The organism is Qipengyuania profundimaris (assembly GCF_030717945.1).
Taxonomy (GTDB): domain Bacteria; phylum Pseudomonadota; class Alphaproteobacteria; order Sphingomonadales; family Sphingomonadaceae; genus Qipengyuania; species Qipengyuania profundimaris.
In genome coordinates, this window is sequence record NZ_JAVAIM010000001.1 from 139,267 (window position 1) to 155,204 (window position 15,938).

Annotated in this window: 17 protein-coding genes and 1 tRNA gene; 8 read left to right on the forward strand and 10 right to left on the reverse strand. The window is 63.4% G+C overall.

Going from position 1 to position 15,938, the window contains the following annotated elements:
- Positions 1-40: 40 nt before the first annotated feature.
- The 6 genes from Q9K02_RS00695 to Q9K02_RS00720 all read left to right on the forward strand — a co-directional run bounded on the left by Q9K02_RS00695 (position 41) and on the right by Q9K02_RS00720 (position 3,482).
- The gene (locus Q9K02_RS00695; protein WP_305931146.1) at positions 41-865 is read left to right on the forward strand and encodes a MotA/TolQ/ExbB proton channel family protein; all 825 of its coding nucleotides are present in this window, start codon (positions 41-43) and stop codon (positions 863-865) included.
- A gap of 77 nt (positions 866-942) precedes the next feature.
- Positions 943-1,473: an ExbD/TolR family protein gene (locus Q9K02_RS00700; RefSeq protein WP_305931147.1), complete on the forward strand. Its 531-nt coding sequence runs from the start codon at positions 943-945 to the stop codon at positions 1,471-1,473.
- Between the two features lie 38 nt (positions 1,474-1,511).
- On the forward strand, positions 1,512-1,949 hold the full coding sequence (locus tag Q9K02_RS00705) for an ExbD/TolR family protein (protein ID WP_278329523.1): 438 nt from the start codon (positions 1,512-1,514) through the stop codon (positions 1,947-1,949).
- 219 nt (positions 1,950-2,168) lie between these two features.
- A complete protein-coding gene (locus Q9K02_RS00710; protein WP_305931148.1) occupies positions 2,169-2,390 on the forward strand; it encodes a colicin V family bacteriocin in 222 nt (73 codons plus the stop codon).
- Between the two features lie 203 nt (positions 2,391-2,593).
- Positions 2,594-2,980: an ExbD/TolR family protein gene (locus tag Q9K02_RS00715; protein ID WP_305931149.1), complete on the forward strand. Its 387-nt coding sequence runs from the start codon at positions 2,594-2,596 to the stop codon at positions 2,978-2,980.
- Positions 2,949-3,482, forward strand: a complete 534-nt coding sequence (locus tag Q9K02_RS00720) for an ExbD/TolR family protein (protein ID WP_305931150.1) — start codon at positions 2,949-2,951, stop codon at positions 3,480-3,482. The genes Q9K02_RS00715 and Q9K02_RS00720 overlap by 32 nt, the downstream gene beginning before the upstream one ends.
- Here the strand turns inward: Q9K02_RS00720 and Q9K02_RS00725 are convergent.
- The 6 genes from Q9K02_RS00725 to Q9K02_RS00750 are packed head-to-tail and all read right to left on the reverse strand — an operon-like array spanning position 3,473 to position 10,629.
- A complete protein-coding gene (locus Q9K02_RS00725; protein WP_305931151.1) occupies positions 3,473-5,938 on the reverse strand; it encodes a ligase-associated DNA damage response DEXH box helicase in 2,466 nt (821 codons plus the stop codon). The two genes, Q9K02_RS00720 and Q9K02_RS00725, sit on opposite strands and share 10 nt — an antisense overlap.
- A 35-nt stretch (positions 5,939-5,973) precedes the next feature.
- Entirely contained in the window at positions 5,974-7,203 is a 1,230-nt protein-coding gene (locus Q9K02_RS00730; RefSeq protein WP_305931152.1) for a hypothetical protein, read from the reverse strand.
- A 40-nt stretch (positions 7,204-7,243) separates the two neighbouring features.
- Complete coding sequence (locus Q9K02_RS00735; RefSeq protein WP_305931153.1) at positions 7,244-8,092, reverse strand: DUF2059 domain-containing protein; 849 nt, start codon at positions 8,090-8,092, stop codon at positions 7,244-7,246.
- 22 nt (positions 8,093-8,114) lie between these two features.
- Complete coding sequence (gene pgmG, locus Q9K02_RS00740) at positions 8,115-9,521, reverse strand: phosphoglucomutase/phosphomannomutase PgmG (protein ID WP_305931154.1); 1,407 nt, start codon at positions 9,519-9,521, stop codon at positions 8,115-8,117.
- Entirely contained in the window at positions 9,518-9,820 is a 303-nt protein-coding gene (locus tag Q9K02_RS00745) for a J domain-containing protein (protein WP_305931155.1), read from the reverse strand. The genes pgmG and Q9K02_RS00745 overlap by 4 nt, the downstream gene beginning before the upstream one ends.
- Positions 9,820-10,629 carry a division plane positioning ATPase MipZ gene (locus tag Q9K02_RS00750; RefSeq protein WP_305931156.1) on the reverse strand — a complete coding sequence of 270 codons (810 nt, stop codon included), beginning with the start codon at positions 10,627-10,629 and terminating at the stop codon, positions 9,820-9,822. The genes Q9K02_RS00745 and Q9K02_RS00750 overlap by 1 nt, the downstream gene beginning before the upstream one ends.
- Positions 10,630-10,852: 223 nt before the next feature.
- Between Q9K02_RS00750 and Q9K02_RS00755 the strand changes: the two genes are divergently transcribed.
- Both Q9K02_RS00755 and panC read left to right on the forward strand, forming a co-directional pair.
- Positions 10,853-11,626 carry a CsgG/HfaB family protein gene (locus Q9K02_RS00755; protein WP_278329515.1) on the forward strand — a complete coding sequence of 258 codons (774 nt, stop codon included), beginning with the start codon at positions 10,853-10,855 and terminating at the stop codon, positions 11,624-11,626.
- A 90-nt stretch (positions 11,627-11,716) separates the two neighbouring features.
- Complete coding sequence (gene panC / locus Q9K02_RS00760; RefSeq protein WP_305931157.1) at positions 11,717-12,565, forward strand: pantoate--beta-alanine ligase; 849 nt, start codon at positions 11,717-11,719, stop codon at positions 12,563-12,565.
- Between the two features lie 8 nt (positions 12,566-12,573).
- Here the strand turns inward: panC and Q9K02_RS00765 are convergent.
- The 4 genes from Q9K02_RS00765 to Q9K02_RS00780 form a co-directional block, all read right to left on the reverse strand.
- Positions 12,574-12,647, reverse strand: a tRNA-Gly gene (locus Q9K02_RS00765).
- 87 nt (positions 12,648-12,734) lie between these two features.
- Positions 12,735-13,367 carry an OmpA family protein gene (locus Q9K02_RS00770; RefSeq protein WP_305931158.1) on the reverse strand — a complete coding sequence of 211 codons (633 nt, stop codon included), beginning with the start codon at positions 13,365-13,367 and terminating at the stop codon, positions 12,735-12,737.
- Entirely contained in the window at positions 13,364-15,229 is a 1,866-nt protein-coding gene (locus Q9K02_RS00775; RefSeq protein ID WP_305931159.1) for a cation:proton antiporter, read from the reverse strand. The genes Q9K02_RS00770 and Q9K02_RS00775 overlap by 4 nt, the downstream gene beginning before the upstream one ends.
- A 98-nt stretch (positions 15,230-15,327) precedes the next feature.
- Positions 15,328-15,858, reverse strand: a complete 531-nt coding sequence (locus Q9K02_RS00780) for an adenine phosphoribosyltransferase (RefSeq protein ID WP_305931160.1) — start codon at positions 15,856-15,858, stop codon at positions 15,328-15,330.
- Positions 15,859-15,938: the final 80 nt, after the last annotated feature.

A 15,938-nucleotide genomic window follows, 5' to 3' on the forward strand; every position in this document is an offset into this window, starting at 1 on the left:
GTCCGCGGCGGAACCCAATTACTCAAGAGGACTACTCGCTATGACCTTTCAATTCCTTGCTGCCGCCGGCGAAGCGGCCCCGCAGAACTCCTTCGGCTTTCTCGAGGCAATGGAACAGGGCGGCTTCGTCGCCTGGTTCATCCTCGGCGTCATGGTCATCATGTCGGTCGGCTCGTTCTACATTCTGTTCACCAAGCTGTTCGAACAGCGCAAGGTGATGAACCAGTACGGTGCCGTGCGTAACCAGTTCTGGAAGCAGAACAGCCTCAAGGAAGGCGCGGCCAAGCTGGAAAAGAACAGCGCCTGGCGCCAGCTGGTCGACGATGCCCTGATGGCTGAAGACCAGCACTCGAAGATGACCGACAAGCTCGAAGCGCACGACTGGATGCACGGCTCGCTCGCACGTTCGGAAGACGCGATCAACGCGAAGCTCGCCAGCGGCCTGCCGTTCCTCGCCACCGTCGGCGCGACTGCACCGTTCGTCGGCTTGCTCGGCACCGTGATCGGGATCTACCGCGCGCTGATCAACATCGGCATCGCCGGGTCGGCCTCGATCGACAAGGTTGCCGGCCCCGTCGGCGAGGCGCTGATCATGACCGCCATCGGCCTGCTGGTCGCGGTTCCCGCCGTGTTCGCCTATAACTGGCTGCAGAGCCGCAACCGCCGGATCGCCGAGATGCTCAACGGCTTCTCGACCGACCTGCTGGCGAACATCAACTCGAACGGTACCGTCAAGCCGGTGACCACGACTGCTGCGGCTCGCCCTTCAACCGCCAAGGCTGCGTCGGCAACCAAGACGACCACGACCGCTGGTGCGAAGCCTGCCACGACCAACCCAGGCACCACCGGCGCGATCAAGAAGTAATTCGGCATCGGGCGGGGCGCGAGGCGACCCCGCCCATCCGTCGAGTGAACCCAAGCTAGAACGATAGGATTTAAACCATGGCGATTTCGACAGGAGGGGGCGCTAATACGCCGATGTCGGACATCAACACCACGCCGCTCGTGGACGTGATGCTGGTGCTTCTCATCATCTTCCTCATCGCGGTCCCGGTCGCGATCCAGACGATCGAAAAGCTCGAGATCCCGGTTTTCGAATCGGTGGAATCGAAAGACAAGGTCGAGAATCTGCTTCTGACCGTCAGCACCACCGATAGTTCAGGCCGCAGCGCGGGCGAACCCGGTTTCGAAGGTGCCTCGCGGAACGGCGAATGCCGCGTGTATTTCAACAATATCTCGCCGGTGACCTCGGAAGAACTGTACGACCAGGCATTCGAACGTCTCGATGCAATCGTGCAGCGCGCAGGTGGCCCGGAAGCGATCATGGACGATCCGGATGCCATCCCGCAGGTGCATATCCGCGGCGATGTGAACGCGCCGTGGTCCTGCGTGGCCGGCGCCATTTATAATGTACAGGCGGCCGGTTATCCGACCGTCGGCTTCATCTCGAACCCGGTCGACCCGAACGCGTAATCGCGGGTCCGGCAGAGAAGAATTAGGAGTAACCCACTATGGCAATGTCAGGCGGCAAGGATGATGGCGCCCCGATGATGGAAATGAACATGACGCCGTTGATCGACGTCCTGCTCGTGCTCCTCATCATGTTCATCATCACGATCCCGGTTGCGACCCACGCGGTCAATATCGACCTCCCGGCGCCGAGCCCGACCCCGCCCGACGTGATCGTCGAGCCGGAGAAGAACAAGCTCGTCCTCACCGCGACCGACGAGATCCTGTGGAACGGCAATACGATCAACGACGGCCAGTTGCGCACGCTCCTCGCCCAGTCGACGCAGATGGCCGTCGAGCCCGAACTGCAGTTCGAGCCTGAAGCGCTCGCCAGTTACGATCTGGCAGCGCGCGTGCTGCAGATCATCAAGGCCAGCGGCGTGACCAAGTTCGGCTTCGTCGGCAACGAGCGGTACCGGACCTTCGGCTCCGCCGGTTGATCCGGACCAAATGCATGAGACCACAAGAGGGGCGGAGCGATCCGCCCCTTTTTTTGGCCTGACGTTCTCGTCAGCTGCGCCGGATGGACTTAGTAGGGTCAGGGCGACACCTGCCCTCTGACGAACGAACTAGTCCGGCCGACCTATCGCGCGCACCGTCTAATCCTTCCACCATCTTTCGGCGCTAAAGTTGGCGCAGACAGCAGGAAGGATGACCCAATGCAGACTCTCGAACTCCAGGAAATCGAAATCGTCGGTGGCGGCGACTACGCCCGAGAAGCGGCGATAGCAGCTGGCGCAGCATTCGGCGGAACCTATGGTGGTGCTGTGGGCGGTGCGATCGGCGGCTTTGCCGGCGGTCTCTGGTACGACTGGGCCGAATCTGTCGGCGGTAGCAACGTGGCTTCGGTGAGCGATCGCTACGACCGCTACCAACAGTAATGAGCGATGCTCAAGGGGGTGTGGGAGAAGGTGCCCACATCCCCCGCCCTCTGCCATTTGTGCGTATCACTGCCTCATTCTGCACAGCGAGAACCGCTTTATCGCTGAGTTGCGTTATGCTATAACATTAATTCTGGGGTCGAACGGAACAGGAGCGCTCTATGTCCTATCGCAGCCGATCGTCTACACCACCGATGCAACCAATGTCCGAGATGAACATCACGCCGTTGATCGATGTTATGCTCGTCCTGTTGATCATGTTCATCATCGTGATCCCAATCGCAACGCATGCGCTCGCCATCCCCCTGCCCAATGGCAAAGGCATCTTCAGGACCGAAGCCATCAATACGGTCCATATCGATGCGCGCGACCGTCTCTACTGGAACGGGCAGTCGCTCGATCGCCAGCAGCTCCTAAACCAGCTTGCCGGAGCCGCAGCCCTCACCGATCAACCGCAGATCCGCTTCGATCCCGATCCCCGCGCCAGCTACGATCGCAGCTCGCGCACGATCGCGCTCATCAAGGACTCGGGCATCGAAAAATTCGCCTTCGTCGGCAATGAACGGTATCGCGCTCTCGGTGCCGACTGATCGGTGCAGGCGGCCACGCCGCCGCTACTGCCACGGCGAGCCGATCGGCAGGCCCGACAGCCTGCCGATCCTGCTTTTCGTCTTTGCGCTCATCGCGGCCCTGCTCGCAATGTCGCCGCGCGCCACGCACTTCCTGAAGGTGGACCTGCCGGCTCCGTATCCACCCGGCTATTTAGAAGTCCTGACACCGAGCTATGACCGGATCGTGATCGCCGCCAACGGGAATGCCCGATGGAATTCGGTTCCGGTGAACGATGCGCAGCTTCGTTTCATTCTCGATCAGTCCGCCATGCGTCCGCTGCAGCATAGCCTCCTTCTGACGCCCGACGCGCAAACTCCCTATCCGCGCGTCCTCGAAATACTCCGCCTTGTCGCCGCCGCAGGGCTGAACGACCGATGCTTTCGTTTCTCCGGAAATGCCCGCTTTGCGCGCTACGACAGGCCCGAAACCTTCGACAACCTCGTCTCTCCCGAAACGGTCGAATGCCTCCCCTATGGCTGAGGCAACTCGTCCACCCGCATCGCCGCACCGGCAAGGCTCTCTGCCTCTAACAAAAGTTCATCGTCCACCGCCCCCTGCGGTGTCGCCTCGCGCCCGATCATCACCATCACCGGTACCGCCAGCGGGCTAACCCGGTCGAGCTCGACATGGACCAGTTGCTCGGCCGAACGGTCGAGCAAATCGCCCAACCGCCCGACATCGGTCATCCTCGTGCGCGCGTCGGCCCAAGCGGCCTCCAGCAGCACGTGGTCGGGCTCGTATTTTCGCAGCACGTCGTATATCAGGTCGGTCGAAAAGGTGACCTGCTTGCCGGTCTTGCGCTTGCCCGGATGCTGCCGTTCGACCAAACCGCCGATCACCGCCACCTCGCGGAAAGCACGGCGCAACAGGTGCGAGTTCTGCACCCAATCGATGAATTCGTCCTGCAGGATATCCGGCGACAGCAGCGGCGCCGGGTCGGTTACCGGTTTCAAACCCCACACCGCCAGCGAGTAATCGTTCGCCACGAAGCCGCCCGGTAGCAGCCCCATGTCTTCCATGCGCCGGGTTATCAGCATGCCGAGGCTCTGGTTCGCGTTCCACCCCTCGAACGTATAATAGACGCTGTAGTGGCGCTTGGCGTGCGGGAAGCTTTCGACCAGCAGTTGGCCCGGCCCCGGCATCCGGCTGCGCCAGTCCTGCACCTCCAGCCATTCGCGCACATCGTCCGGGAAACGCGCCCAGCCAGCGCGATCGACCAGCATTTCGCGCACCCGCTCGGCAAGGTGCGTTGTCAACGGCATGCGCTGGCCGCCATAGCTCGGGATCATCGCATTGGACGTCGCGGCCTTCACCAGCACTTCCATGTCCTGCAGCTTGACGACCTCCAGGCTCATCCCGGCAAAGGCGAAGGTGTCGCCGGGTGACAGCGAGGCGGCGAACCGCTCTTCGATCTTGCCGAGACTGCGCCCGCCGCGCCCGCGCCCCGAGTTGATCCGCACCTCCAGCATCTCGCTGTCGATGATGATCCCGGCGTTCATCCGGTGCCGCTGCGCCTGTTCGGGATGGGTGAGCCGCCAGACGCCCTGCTTGTCGCGCAAGATGCGCTTGAACTTGTCGTAGGCCTTGAGCGAATAGCCGCCGGTTTCGACGAAGGAGAGCACCCGCTGCCATGCCTCTTCGTCGACCCAGGCATAGGCAAGGCTGGAGCGTATTTCAGCGAGCAATTCGTCTTCATGGAACGGCGCCGCGCAGGCGCACGCCATCACATGCTGGGCAAGCACGTCCAGCCCGCCGGGGCGAAAATCCTCGCCGTCCCGCTGCCCCTCGTCCACCGCCTCGCGCGCTGCCGTCGCCTCTAGAAATTCGAAGCGATTGCCCGGCACCAGCAGCGCGCGGCTCGGTTGGTCCAGCCGGTGATTCGCGCGGCCGATACGCTGGAGCAGGCGGCTCGAGCCCTTCGGCGCGCCCATCTGCACGACGAGGTCGATATCGCCCCAGTCGACCCCGAGGTCGAGGCTGGCCGTCGCCACCAGCGCGCGCAATTCGCCGCGCGCCATCGCGCCCTCCACCTTGCGCCGCGCCTCTTTCGAGAGGGAGCCGTGATGGACGCCGATGGGGAGGTTGTCCTCGTTCACGTCCCATAGGTGCTGGAAGATATATTCCGCAAGGAAGCGGGTGTTGGTGAAGATCAGCGAGGTACGGTTGGTCTTGATCTGCTCGTAGAGCTGCGGGATCGCCCAGGTCGCGGCGTGCCCGCCCCATGGCACGCGCTCTTCGTCGGGCAGCAGGATCTCGACCTCCGCCGGCGCGCCGGCCTCGCCCTCGACCAGTTCGACCGTGTCGATATCGCCCCAAGGCGCAAGCCATTCGCGAAATTTCTCCGGTTCGGCGACGGTGGCCGATAGCGCGGCGCGCTGGAGGTCCGGCGCAATCCCCTGCAAGCGCGACAGGGCCAGCGCCAGAAGATCGCCGCGCTTGCCGGTGGCGAAAGCATGCACCTCGTCGATTACGATGCGTTTGAGACCGGCGAACAGCTCGAAACTATCGGGATAGCTGAGCAGCAGCGACAGGCTTTCCGGCGTGGTCAGGAGCACATGCGGCGGCTTCGTCCGCTGGCGTTTCTTGCGACCCGACGGTGTATCGCCGCTGCGGGTTTCGACGCGGATCGGCAGGCCGATCTCCTCGATCGGCGTCAGCAGGTTGCGCTGAACGTCATGCGCCAGCGCCTTGAGAGGCGAGACATAGAGCGTGTGGAGACCATCAGGTGGCGCGGCGCCATCAAGCCGCGAAGACGCGAAGTCGGCAAGAGTCGGCAGGAAGCCCGCCAGCGTCTTGCCCGCCCCCGTATCGGCCACCAGCAGCGCATGCCGCCCCGCATCGCTGGCGCCGAGCATCTCCGCCTGATGTCGCCGAACGCGCCAGTCACGCGCCGCAAACCATTCGGCGATTTCGGGAGGCACGGCACCGGGCTTCATCAGAATAGAGCGCTGGCGCAAGGCGAGCGTTCCCGTCAGATGGCGCGGAGCAAAGCAGTCGGCGCTTCCTCCGGATCGGCCAGCGCCGCTTCGACGACTGCGATGCGCGCGTCGCAGGCGGCAGGATGGGTTTCGTCGCCGAGGGCCCGAGCGATTTCGGTGACGCTCAGGCCTGTCTCGGCAGTGGCGGCAGCCGCAATGTCTTCCGGTATGGTGTAGCCTTCCTCCTCCTGAAGCTGCGGCCGCAGCCAGCCTCGATCGAGCAAGTCTCGCGCCACCTGCCGCTCGCGCACGGCCGACTCGCCCGACAGCTGCGGTATGCCTTCGAAAAAGCTGCGACTGAGCACCTCGCGGCAGTTGCCATTGCCTGAGTCCCGCGCTGCGCGAAGCCAGTCGAGATAGAGCCTGTCGATGGCGATCAGTGTTTCCCGATCGGCAATGTCGCGCGCCGATAGGATCCCGACCCTCAGATCTTCGCGCAGCCTGAAATGGGGGTCGTTGCCGCGCATGATATTACCGAGCACTCCGGCAACCAGACGTGGCTCTCGCTCGCCGACATAGGCCACGGTCGCATCCGCCCCGAGAGCCTCGGCCAGCAGCCGGTCCGCCTCGGCTAGATCCTCCGACGACGCGCGGTCCTGCAAATCCTGGACGACGCGTTCCGAAGGATCGGATCGATCCGCAGCGTATTCGGCGAACTCGGTGAACGCGAAGACCGCCACAAGAAGGAGGACGAGCACTACGCAACCGGATGATGTCCGCTCCTTCGACGGAGCCCCGCTCGACTGCGCCACATCCTTCGGCCTCCCGACGACGAGCCGACCGGCCTGTTCGAAAGAGGGATCGACATACTCGGCCACTGGCAGTCGGGGGATACGCCCCGAACCTGTTTCGGGAGCGCGAGCGGGTGACTCTGTTTCCAGCGCCGTCGCGTCAACCGGAGCGGGCCTGAAATCCTCCGCATCGAGTTCCTCGGCTTCGGGCAGAGCGATCTCGGGCGGAACTGGGGGCGGTGCGAGATCCGCGATCGGCGGCGGCGCCACAACGCTCGGTCGCCCTGCCGGGCCACAATCCCCGCGCTCTGCCGCGCGGAGCATCTCGGAAGCCAGAAACAGGGCCTTCTCGCGCGCCTCGGTCAGGCGCGCGAAGGCCGAGATCTGCATCGCTTTGTTGAGCTCGGCCTTTTGCGCCGCATAGGCTGTGCGGATTGCCTCCTTGTCGGAAGTTTCTCCGATACCAAGTGCGGACCAGGGCCACTCAGCCACAGCTTGTCAAAACCACCAGTGCTACCCGGACACCGTACCCCTACAGTTCTTCCAGTTCGCCGTCGGCTTCATCCATCGGTTTGGGTGGCTTGACCACGTCTTCCAATGTCGCTGCATCAACTCCCAGCAATCCGGCCATCCTCGCTCGCTCTGCGTCGGTAAGATCGGCATAGCTGCGTTCTGCCGGCAATGTCGCCATCGCCTCCGTCATTGCGGTCTCCATGTCCCCAAAACTGCCCATCATCGCGGGCAATGCCTGCATGCTCGATTGCATGACCTGTGGATCGGCGAACAGCGCCATCTGCTCGCGCGCATAGATCTCCCCCGTCGGCGTCGCGAAGAAAGTGGCAATGTCAGCCAATTGGTCCTCGTCGAACCGCACCGCATAGGCCTTCGACAAGCCTTCCCGCATCGGCTTTTCCATGACGGAGAAGGCGCCGCCCATCTTGTCGGTCATCACGGTGATGATCGCATCGGCGCGTTCGGCATAACCGGGATCGAGCAGGCCGGCGAGCTCGGCACGCTGGCCATCGTCAAGCGCCTCAATCCGCTCTTCGTCGATCTCCAGCCGGCCCGCGAGGACGAATTTCGGTTGAGTGAACATCGACATCATCGGACGCAACATCTTGTCCATCATGTCGCTCATCATGGTGCCATAGAACCCTTCCGGCATCATGGTGCCAACCAGTGCCTCGGCCTGCGGCAGCCGCGCCGCCTGCTCGGCAGTCAGTGGCTCGGTCTGGAAAATACCTCCCATCATCTTTGCGAACTCGGCCATGCCATCGCCGGCCGGAACCTCGCTCGTAACCTCGACTTGGTCCTGAGCCAAAGCCGGTGTCGTCATGGCAAGAGTCAGGCTGAAGGTTGCCGTTTTCAGAACATTGCGCATCGTCGATCCCCCTAGTTGACTATCAGTGCCCCACGCTTTCGCCGCGCTCCAGCCCGCTCAGCGCCAGTTGCTCGTCGATTTGGGCCATCAAGCGGGTCAGCCCCGCCTGCGTTTCGCTTTCAGCGCGGGCGACAAGCACGTCCTGCGTGTTCGAAGCGCGTAGCAGCCACCAGCCATCGTCATTGGTCACACGCACACCATCGGTGCCGTCGACCTCGTCCGGGCTGTCCTTCAGACGCTCCTTGACCTCCTCGATCGCGGCGAATTTACGGCTCTCATCGACCTGGAAGCGCATTTCGGGCGTGTTGATCATATCCGGCATCGCGCTGCGCAGATCGGTGACCGACTTGCCGAGCCGCGCCGACGCCGCGAGCAACCGCACCCCGGCATAGAGCGCATCGTCGAAACCATAATATTCGTCGGCAAAGAACACGTGGCCGCTCATTTCGCCCGCCAGCGGCGATCCCGTTTCCTTCATCTTGGACTTGATTAGCGAGTGGCCGGTCTTCCACATCAGCGGCTTGCCACCGCAGGCGGCGACGTGGTCGTAAAGCGCACGGCTGGCCTTCACATCGGCGATGATCACGGGCGAATCACCGCGGCGCGCCAGCAGGTCCTCGGCATAGATCATCAGCAGCTGGTCACCCCAGATGACCCGGCCCTGCCCGTCGATCGCCCCGATCCTGTCCCCGTCCCCGTCGAAAGCGATACCGAAATCGAGCGATTTCTCCGCGACAAGCGTGCGCAGGTCTTCGAGATTGGCCTCCACCGTCGGATCGGGATGATGATTGGGGAAATTGCCATCGACTTCGGTAAACAGCAGGTGATGCTCGCCCGGCAGCCGCTCGACGAGTTGCTCCAGCGCCGGACCGGCCGCGCCGTTGCCCGCGTCCCAGCCGACGCGCAGCTTTGCGAGCGCCGTCCCGTCGATATCGACCAGCGCATCGACCATCTTGGCGATATAGGCGTCCATCACATCTCGGGTTTCGACCTCGCCCCTCCCGTCGGCCCATTCGCCGGCGGCAGACCGGCGACCCAATTCTTGAATGTCCGCGCCGAAAAACGGACGCCCCTGGAATACCATCTTGAAGCCATTGTAATTGGCGGGATTATGGCTACCGGTAATCTGGATGCCGCCGTCGATCTTATCGTCTGATGCCTCGGCATAATATAGCATAGGGGTCGGCCCCATGCCGACGCGGACCGCGTCGCAGCCCGCCGCCGTCAGCCCTTCGACGAGAGCATGTTCGAGGATCGGCGAGGACACGCGCCCGTCGTAGCCGACTGCCACGCGCGAGCCGCCCGCTTCGCGCAGCATCGACCCGAAGGTCCGCCCGATGGCGCGCGCATCATCCGGGCTAAGGGTTTCGCCGATAATTCCGCGAATGTCGTATTCGCGCAGCACGGTGGGATCGAAGTCGTGGCTCATTCGGGTCGCTCCGGTGGTTCGTGGGGCAGGTCGCCCAGAAGCAGGTCGCGCGCGGCGTTGAGGTCCTGCATTGCGGCATTCGTTCCGCCGCGATCCGGATGGATCATGGCAGTCATTCGGCGGTGGGCGTCACGGATGTCGCGCGCCTTTGCCCCCTTGCGCACGCCCAGCAATTTGCGTGCCCTGAACAACGCCTGCGAGCGGGTGTCCCGTGCCCGCAGATATTCCCAAGGCCAGCGCCCGAATATCCACCGACAGGCGACCGACAGGAGCACGGCCAGGGCGATGAGGCGAAGCATCAGGCGGCGCTTTCGGCAGGTTGGGCACCGGACGCGCCCGGTAAGCGGAGATGCGCGATCAGCGTGCGCAATTCCTGTCGCGCGACGAGGTGACTGGTGCCGAGATCGCCGAGGTGCCCTTTGTCGAGCAAGGTCAGACCCGAGGGGAACAGCTCGCGATAAATCACGCGCTCGGACAATCCTTTCGCGACACGGAAGCCCACACGTTTCGACATCTCGGTCAGCGCCTGTTCGATGCGCGCCATGTTGCGCGCCTCGGTATAGCCCGTCCGGTTGCGCACGACGACCCAGTCCATCTCGCGCCGGTTCTGCTCGAGGCCTGCGCGGCTGCGCTTGATCCGCGCCTCCCAGATCAACTCGGCATAGAAGGACAGTTTCTTGACCTTGAAGCTTTCGCCCTCGACCTGGCCGATGAGGTCGAAATCGACGAAGCTGTCGTTCATCGGGGTTACGAGCGTGTCGGCCGTAGTGGCGGCATGGCGCGCTAGCGGATCGTCGCGCCCCGGCGTGTCGATGACGACGATGTCGGCGCCGTCGGAATGCTCGCCGACGAAAGCCTCGAACTGACTCTCGTCCATTCCGTCCACCACATGGCACTCGGCGGTAGGCAACTCGATGCCCCGCCGGGCCATCGTGTCGGCACGGTTCTCGAAATAGCGGCACATGGTGCGCTGGCGATGGTCGAGATCGAAAGCGACTACGCGGGCCCCGCGAAACGCCAGTGCGACAGCCACATGGACGGCGGTCGTCGACTTACCCGTACCGCCCTTTTCATTGGCGAAAACAATACGGTGGGGGACGGACGTCATCGAGCGAGAATACCTGTAAAACGAGTTATCGCCCTTTCCCCTATCCAACCCGCCGCCGGGCCGCAACGCACCGAAGCTGGCCGACCGAGGAATAATCGGGATTTGGCGTTGCTATACAAGCCTTCTGCATAAGTCTGGCGTATCTCGAGCATCAGGGGCGCAATGGATCGGTGGTCGCGGCAAGAGCCGGCTGCCGTAAAGTTGGAATGGGGGATACCTTACAATGAACAAGTTCGCAGTGGCGGCGCTGGCCGTGGTCGCGTCCTTCAGCATGGCAGCCGAGCCGGTCAATGCGCAGGGCCGCTCGTCCGGCCGCAAGGCGCAGGATCGCGCCACGATGGAAATTCCGCGTTGCACGCGCAACCTGGGCACTGTCGCAATCGTCGAGCCCGACAATCAATGGTGGCGCGAGTTCAATCTCGGCAGCCCCGAAGCGATCATCCGCGTATTCGTGCAGCGATCTGGCTGCTTCACGCTCGTCAATCGCGGTCGGTCCATGCAGAGCCGCGCGATGGAGCGAGCGCTGGCCGACCAGGGCGAGTTGCAGGAAGGCTCGAACCTCGGTCGCGGCCAGGTGAAGGCAGCCGATTACTTCCTCCAGCCCGACATCGTCTCGGCCAATTCGAACTCCGGCGGTGGCGGCGGCGTGCTTGGCGGCGTCGTTGGCGGCCTATTCGGCCGCACCGCAGGCGCGCTGGCCGGTGGGATCCGAGTCAAGAAGGGCGAGGCCAATGTTACGCTCTCGATCGTCAACGCGCGCACCACAGTGGAGGAAGCGCTGGTCGAAGGCTATTTCCGTAAGAAGGACCTCGGCTGGGCAGCCGGCGGCGGCCTGTTTGGTGGCGGCGGCGGGGCTGCGGGAGGCTTCGGCAGCTATGAGAACACGGCGATCGGACAGATCATCGTGCTCGCCTATCTCAACGCCTATAGCGACCTCGTCTACCAGTTGGGCGGCTTGCCGGAAGATGCGGCCGCAGCGGCGCCGGAAGCCCGCTAGTCCGATAGCCCAACACGCGATAGAGGGGCGGTGCGGCTACGGTCGCGCCGCCCTTTCTTTATCCGCTGCCTATCCGCCGGAGAAATTGCCTTGGATACCATCACGACGCTCGCCGAGCTACGCCCCGCGACCGATACACTGCGAAGCGAGGGCACGCTGGCGCTGGTGCCTACGATGGGCGCGCTCCACGAAGGCCACCTCACTCTGGTGCGCGCGGCGAAAGCGGCAGCCGACCATGTGGCGGTATCGATCTTCGTCAATCCGCGGCAGTTCGGCGAAGGCGAGGATCTGGACGCCTATCCGCGCCAGCTCGCCCGGGATTCCGAACTGCTCGAACACGAGGGCGTGGCGCTGCTGTGGGCGCCGCCTCCCAGTGAAGTCTATCCGCCGGGCTATGCGACCAATATCTCGGTGGCGGGCGTCAGCGAAGGGCTGTGCGGTGGCAGCCGCCCGGGCCATTTCGACGGTGTGGCGACCGTGGTCTGCAAGCTGTTCAACCAAGTCCGGCCCGACATGGCGTTCTTCGGCGAAAAAGATTGGCAGCAACTGGCCGTGATCCGGCGAATGGCGCGCGACCTCGACCTCGTCCGCCCGCATGTCGATGCGATTCATGGCGTTGCCATCGTACGCGAGAGCGACGGGCTCGCGATGAGCAGCCGCAATGCCTATCTTTCGGCGGAACAGCGGGCGGCCGCTGCGGCCCTGCCCAGAGCGATGCGAGATGCGATTGCCGTCTTGGCGGAGGGTGGGGATCCCGAAAGACCGCTCGGCAATCTGCGCGAAGTGCTGAACGTATCCGGCTTCGATTCGGTGGACTATGCCGAGCTACGCGATGCGGAGAGCCTGGGCCCGCTGGACAGCGACAATGGCAATGCCCGGCTGTTCGTCGCGGCCCGTATCGGCGGCACGCGACTGATCGACAATATGGCGGTGGAATGAGGAGAACTTGGAGCGGGTAAGGGGAATCGAACCCCTCTAGCCAGCTTGGAAGGCTGGAGCATTACCACTATGCTATACCCGCCCGACCTCGGTGCGCATGACCTGTGCGACAACAGCGCCCTTGCCACTGCTTCGGGCCTTTCGTCAACAAGGCTTCTTCGTCGGACTGCTATTGTGGAGAGTTGTCCGCCTCGGCGGTCTCGGCTTCCAGTTCACCGGCCAGCGATTCCGCAATAGTCGGCTCTTCCGGTGCGGCAGACGTTTCCTGGCCATCGGGCGCGGCGACGTAAATTTCGACGCGCCGGTTTCGGCGACGCCCCTCTTCGTTGGGAGTTCCATCCGGCAGCGCGTTCGGAGCTACGGGATTCTGCTCGCCGAACGCGATAATCTCGATCCGGTCTTCAGCCACACCGCCATCGATCAGGAACGCCGCAATCGCTTCGGCTCGCTCCTGCGAAGCAGTCATGTTCGCCTCGTCGCTGCCACCTGCGTCCGAATGCCCGCGCAGGACGATTTCCCCGCCTTGCGCGATCTGGGGCGAGCGAAGGATGGTGGCGAGTTCGGCCCGGGCCGCTTCGGTCAGCTCGGCTCCGTCCGGGAAGGCGATCGTCGTCTCGAGCGGGGCGATGAGCGGCGCTGACTCGGCACCCTCGCCGGTTTCGCCATCGGTAAAGATGGAGCGCGGTTCGTCGCTCGGTTGCGGCGGCGGGGGCGGTTCGCTTTCACGGTCGCCGCACGCGACAAGCAGAGCCGAGCCGGCGGCCAGCGAAAACATTGCTTTAAGAGTAATGATTGGCCTCACGCCGGTGCCTCCTTGCCACCTTCACGCGGCTTCTTCTTGCTTGCACGTTTCGCCGCGACGCCCTCCGGGCTGCGCTCCTGCGGCGGGGAGAAACTGATGATAGTATCGCCGGCGCGCGGTTCGGGGCGCGCGGCATGGGTGAAGAAACGGATCGTCCCGTTCTCCCGCATCAACAGCAGCATATTGGCCGCTTCGGGCAACCGCTCTTGAGCTGCCTCGAAATCGAATTCGTCGGACAACTTGGTCTTGCGGAAGACCCAGCCCTGCGCCTGCCGTTCGTTTACGTCCTCGACGCCGAAACCGGATTCGAACAGCGCGCGCCCGCGCAGACCGATCGGGAGCGCGTGCTTGTCGTCCTCGTCGGCGGATTCGCCGAGCTGGAAGACCTTGTCGCGCCCGATTTCATGCGCGAATTCGTTGCAAACGAGCGTGTTGTACGCCTCGTTCTCGGTGGCCGCGACGAGGTTCTGGTAAGGTGCCAGCTCGAGATTGTGCTCGGTCGCCTCGTTCAGGATTTCACCGTGATAGAACGGCAGGCCTTTCTGGCGGGCGAGGCCCAGCCGCTGCCAGCTGGCGTCGACCACCAGCACCGGCGCCTTCAGATCGCGGATCTGTTCGGCCAGCGCGATCGTCCATGGCGTGCTGCCGACGAACAGGATGCCGGGGCGGCTTGCTCCCTTCACGTTGAGCCATCGCGCAACGATGTCGACGGTGAAGCCATGCGCCACGATTGTTACCACGACGACGGCGAAACTCAGCCCGATTAGCAAATTCCCGTCGCTGAAGCCCAGTTCAGAAAGGCGCAGCGCGAACAGGCCGGAGATGGCGACCAGCACGATCCCGCGCGGTGCGATCCAGGCGAGGAAGAGGCGCTCGTTCCAGGGGATCGAGCTGCCGAGCAGGCTCAGAATGATCGTCGCCGGGCGCACGACGAAGAGCAGCGCCAGCAGGAACAGACCGATCGACCAGTTGAAATAGCGGACATCGGCCGGCTCCAGCGAGGCCGAGAGCAGGATGAATATGCCCGACACCAGCAGGACCGCGACATTTTCCTTGAAGGGATGAATGCTGCGTAGGCTGGAGACGTTCATATTTGCCAGGGCAACGCCCATGACAGTAACGGCGACGAGGCCGGCCTCATGCTCGATCAGGTTCGAGATCACGAAGACGCAAATTACCGTGGTCAGAAGCACGGGCACCTTGAGATATTCCGGAACTGCCCCGCGCGGGAAGGCCCAGGCGATGGCTACGGCCGCAACATAGCCGATGAGCCCTGCGATGATGGCTGCGATGATGAGCGGCGGCACGACTTCGAAAAGGCTGGCGCCCGGCGACTCGGCGACCTTGCGGAAGTATTCGTAAGCGATCACGGCACAGAGCGCGCCGGTGGGATCGTTGACGATCGCCTCCCATTTGAGGATCGATGCGGGGCGCGACTTAATCGAACTTTGCCGGAGTAGCGGAATGACCACTGTCGGGCCGGTAACCACCAGGATACCGCCGAACAGGATTGCGACTTCGGGAGCGAGTCCGGCGATATAAATGCCGGCCAATGCGCCGAAGAGCCAGCCGAGAATGACGCCGATTGTCGCAAGCCGGATAACGGCGCTGCCAGTATGGCGGAGCTCTCGGAAATCGAGGCTCAGCCCGCCTTCGAACAGGATGAGGGCGACACCGATAGCGACCATCGGTTCAAGCAGGCTGCCAAAAGCATGTTCTGGATCGAATACCCCCAAAACCGGCCCGGCAAGAAAACCTGCGGCGAGCATGAGGACGATGGCCGGCCAGCCGGTCCGCCAGGCAAGCCATTGGGCGCCAATGCCCAGTATGCCGACCATCGCAATGACTAGTGTCTGTTCCATGCCCCTCGCATTTATGGCTGAGCCTGCGACAGGACTTCGCAGGTGTGTTCCTACGTCAATGCCCTAAGCCGAGGATATTTCCAAATTTCCAGCGAGGATTAGTCGCCTTCGAAATCCATGAGGGCGCGGACGGCCACGTTCTCTGCCAGCAGTCTGCTGCTGCCGCCCAAATCGGGCAGATCGATCACGAATGCCGCGGTGGTCACCGTAGCCCCCGCCTCGCGCAAAAGCTTCGTCGCGGCCCGGGCAGTCCCGCCGGTCGCCAAGAGGTCATCGACAATCGCAACGGATGGCCCGTCGCTCACAGATTGGGGATCGAGTTCGAGCCGATCCATTCCGTATTCGAGCTCGTAATCGACACCGATAACCTCGCAAGGAAGTTTCCCGGGCTTGCGGATCGGCAGGAAGGGCAGGCCGAGGCGCGCTGCCACTGCCGCGCCAAAAATAAAACCTCGCGCCTCCATGCCCGCGACCGCCTCGCTGCCCTCCACCTGTTCGGCCAGCCAGTCTACCGACGCGGAAAAACCCGGCCCGTGGCCGATGAGGGTCGTTATGTCGCGGAACTGGATGCCCTGCTTGGGAAAATCCGGAATGGTGCGCACCAGTGCTTTCAACTCTGTCGGAGTCATCTGCTCTCTCCCAAAACCGAAAGCGCCCCTCGCATCCGGTGGATGGAGGGGCGCCCGTTGTTGCGATATTCGCGATGATT

Bases quoted from the DNA above. Each gene is read 5' to 3' on its own strand.
- Q9K02_RS00695 (WP_305931146.1), top strand. From the start codon at position 41: ATGACCTTTCAATTCCTTGCTGCCGCCGGCGAAGCGGCCCCGCAGAAC.
- Q9K02_RS00700 (WP_305931147.1), top strand. From the start codon at position 943: ATGGCGATTTCGACAGGAGGGGGCGCTAATACGCCGATGTCGGACATC.
- Q9K02_RS00705 (WP_278329523.1), top strand. From the start codon at position 1,512: ATGGCAATGTCAGGCGGCAAGGATGATGGCGCCCCGATGATGGAAATG.
- Q9K02_RS00710 (WP_305931148.1), top strand. From the start codon at position 2,169: ATGCAGACTCTCGAACTCCAGGAAATCGAAATCGTCGGTGGCGGCGAC.
- Q9K02_RS00715 (WP_305931149.1), top strand. From the start codon at position 2,594: ATGTCCGAGATGAACATCACGCCGTTGATCGATGTTATGCTCGTCCTG.
- Q9K02_RS00720 (WP_305931150.1), top strand. From the start codon at position 2,949: ATGAACGGTATCGCGCTCTCGGTGCCGACTGATCGGTGCAGGCGGCCA.
- Q9K02_RS00725 (WP_305931151.1), bottom strand. From the start codon at position 5,938: ATGAAGCCCGGTGCCGTGCCTCCCGAAATCGCCGAATGGTTTGCGGCG.
- Q9K02_RS00735 (WP_305931153.1), bottom strand. From the start codon at position 8,092: ATGCGCAATGTTCTGAAAACGGCAACCTTCAGCCTGACTCTTGCCATG.
- pgmG (WP_305931154.1), bottom strand. From the start codon at position 9,521: ATGAGCCACGACTTCGATCCCACCGTGCTGCGCGAATACGACATTCGC.
- Q9K02_RS00745 (WP_305931155.1), bottom strand. From the start codon at position 9,820: ATGCTTCGCCTCATCGCCCTGGCCGTGCTCCTGTCGGTCGCCTGTCGG.
- Q9K02_RS00750 (WP_305931156.1), bottom strand. From the start codon at position 10,629: ATGACGTCCGTCCCCCACCGTATTGTTTTCGCCAATGAAAAGGGCGGT.
- Q9K02_RS00755 (WP_278329515.1), top strand. From the start codon at position 10,853: ATGAACAAGTTCGCAGTGGCGGCGCTGGCCGTGGTCGCGTCCTTCAGC.
- Q9K02_RS00775 (WP_305931159.1), bottom strand. From the start codon at position 15,229: ATGGAACAGACACTAGTCATTGCGATGGTCGGCATACTGGGCATTGGC.
- Q9K02_RS00780 (WP_305931160.1), bottom strand. From the start codon at position 15,858: ATGACTCCGACAGAGTTGAAAGCACTGGTGCGCACCATTCCGGATTTT.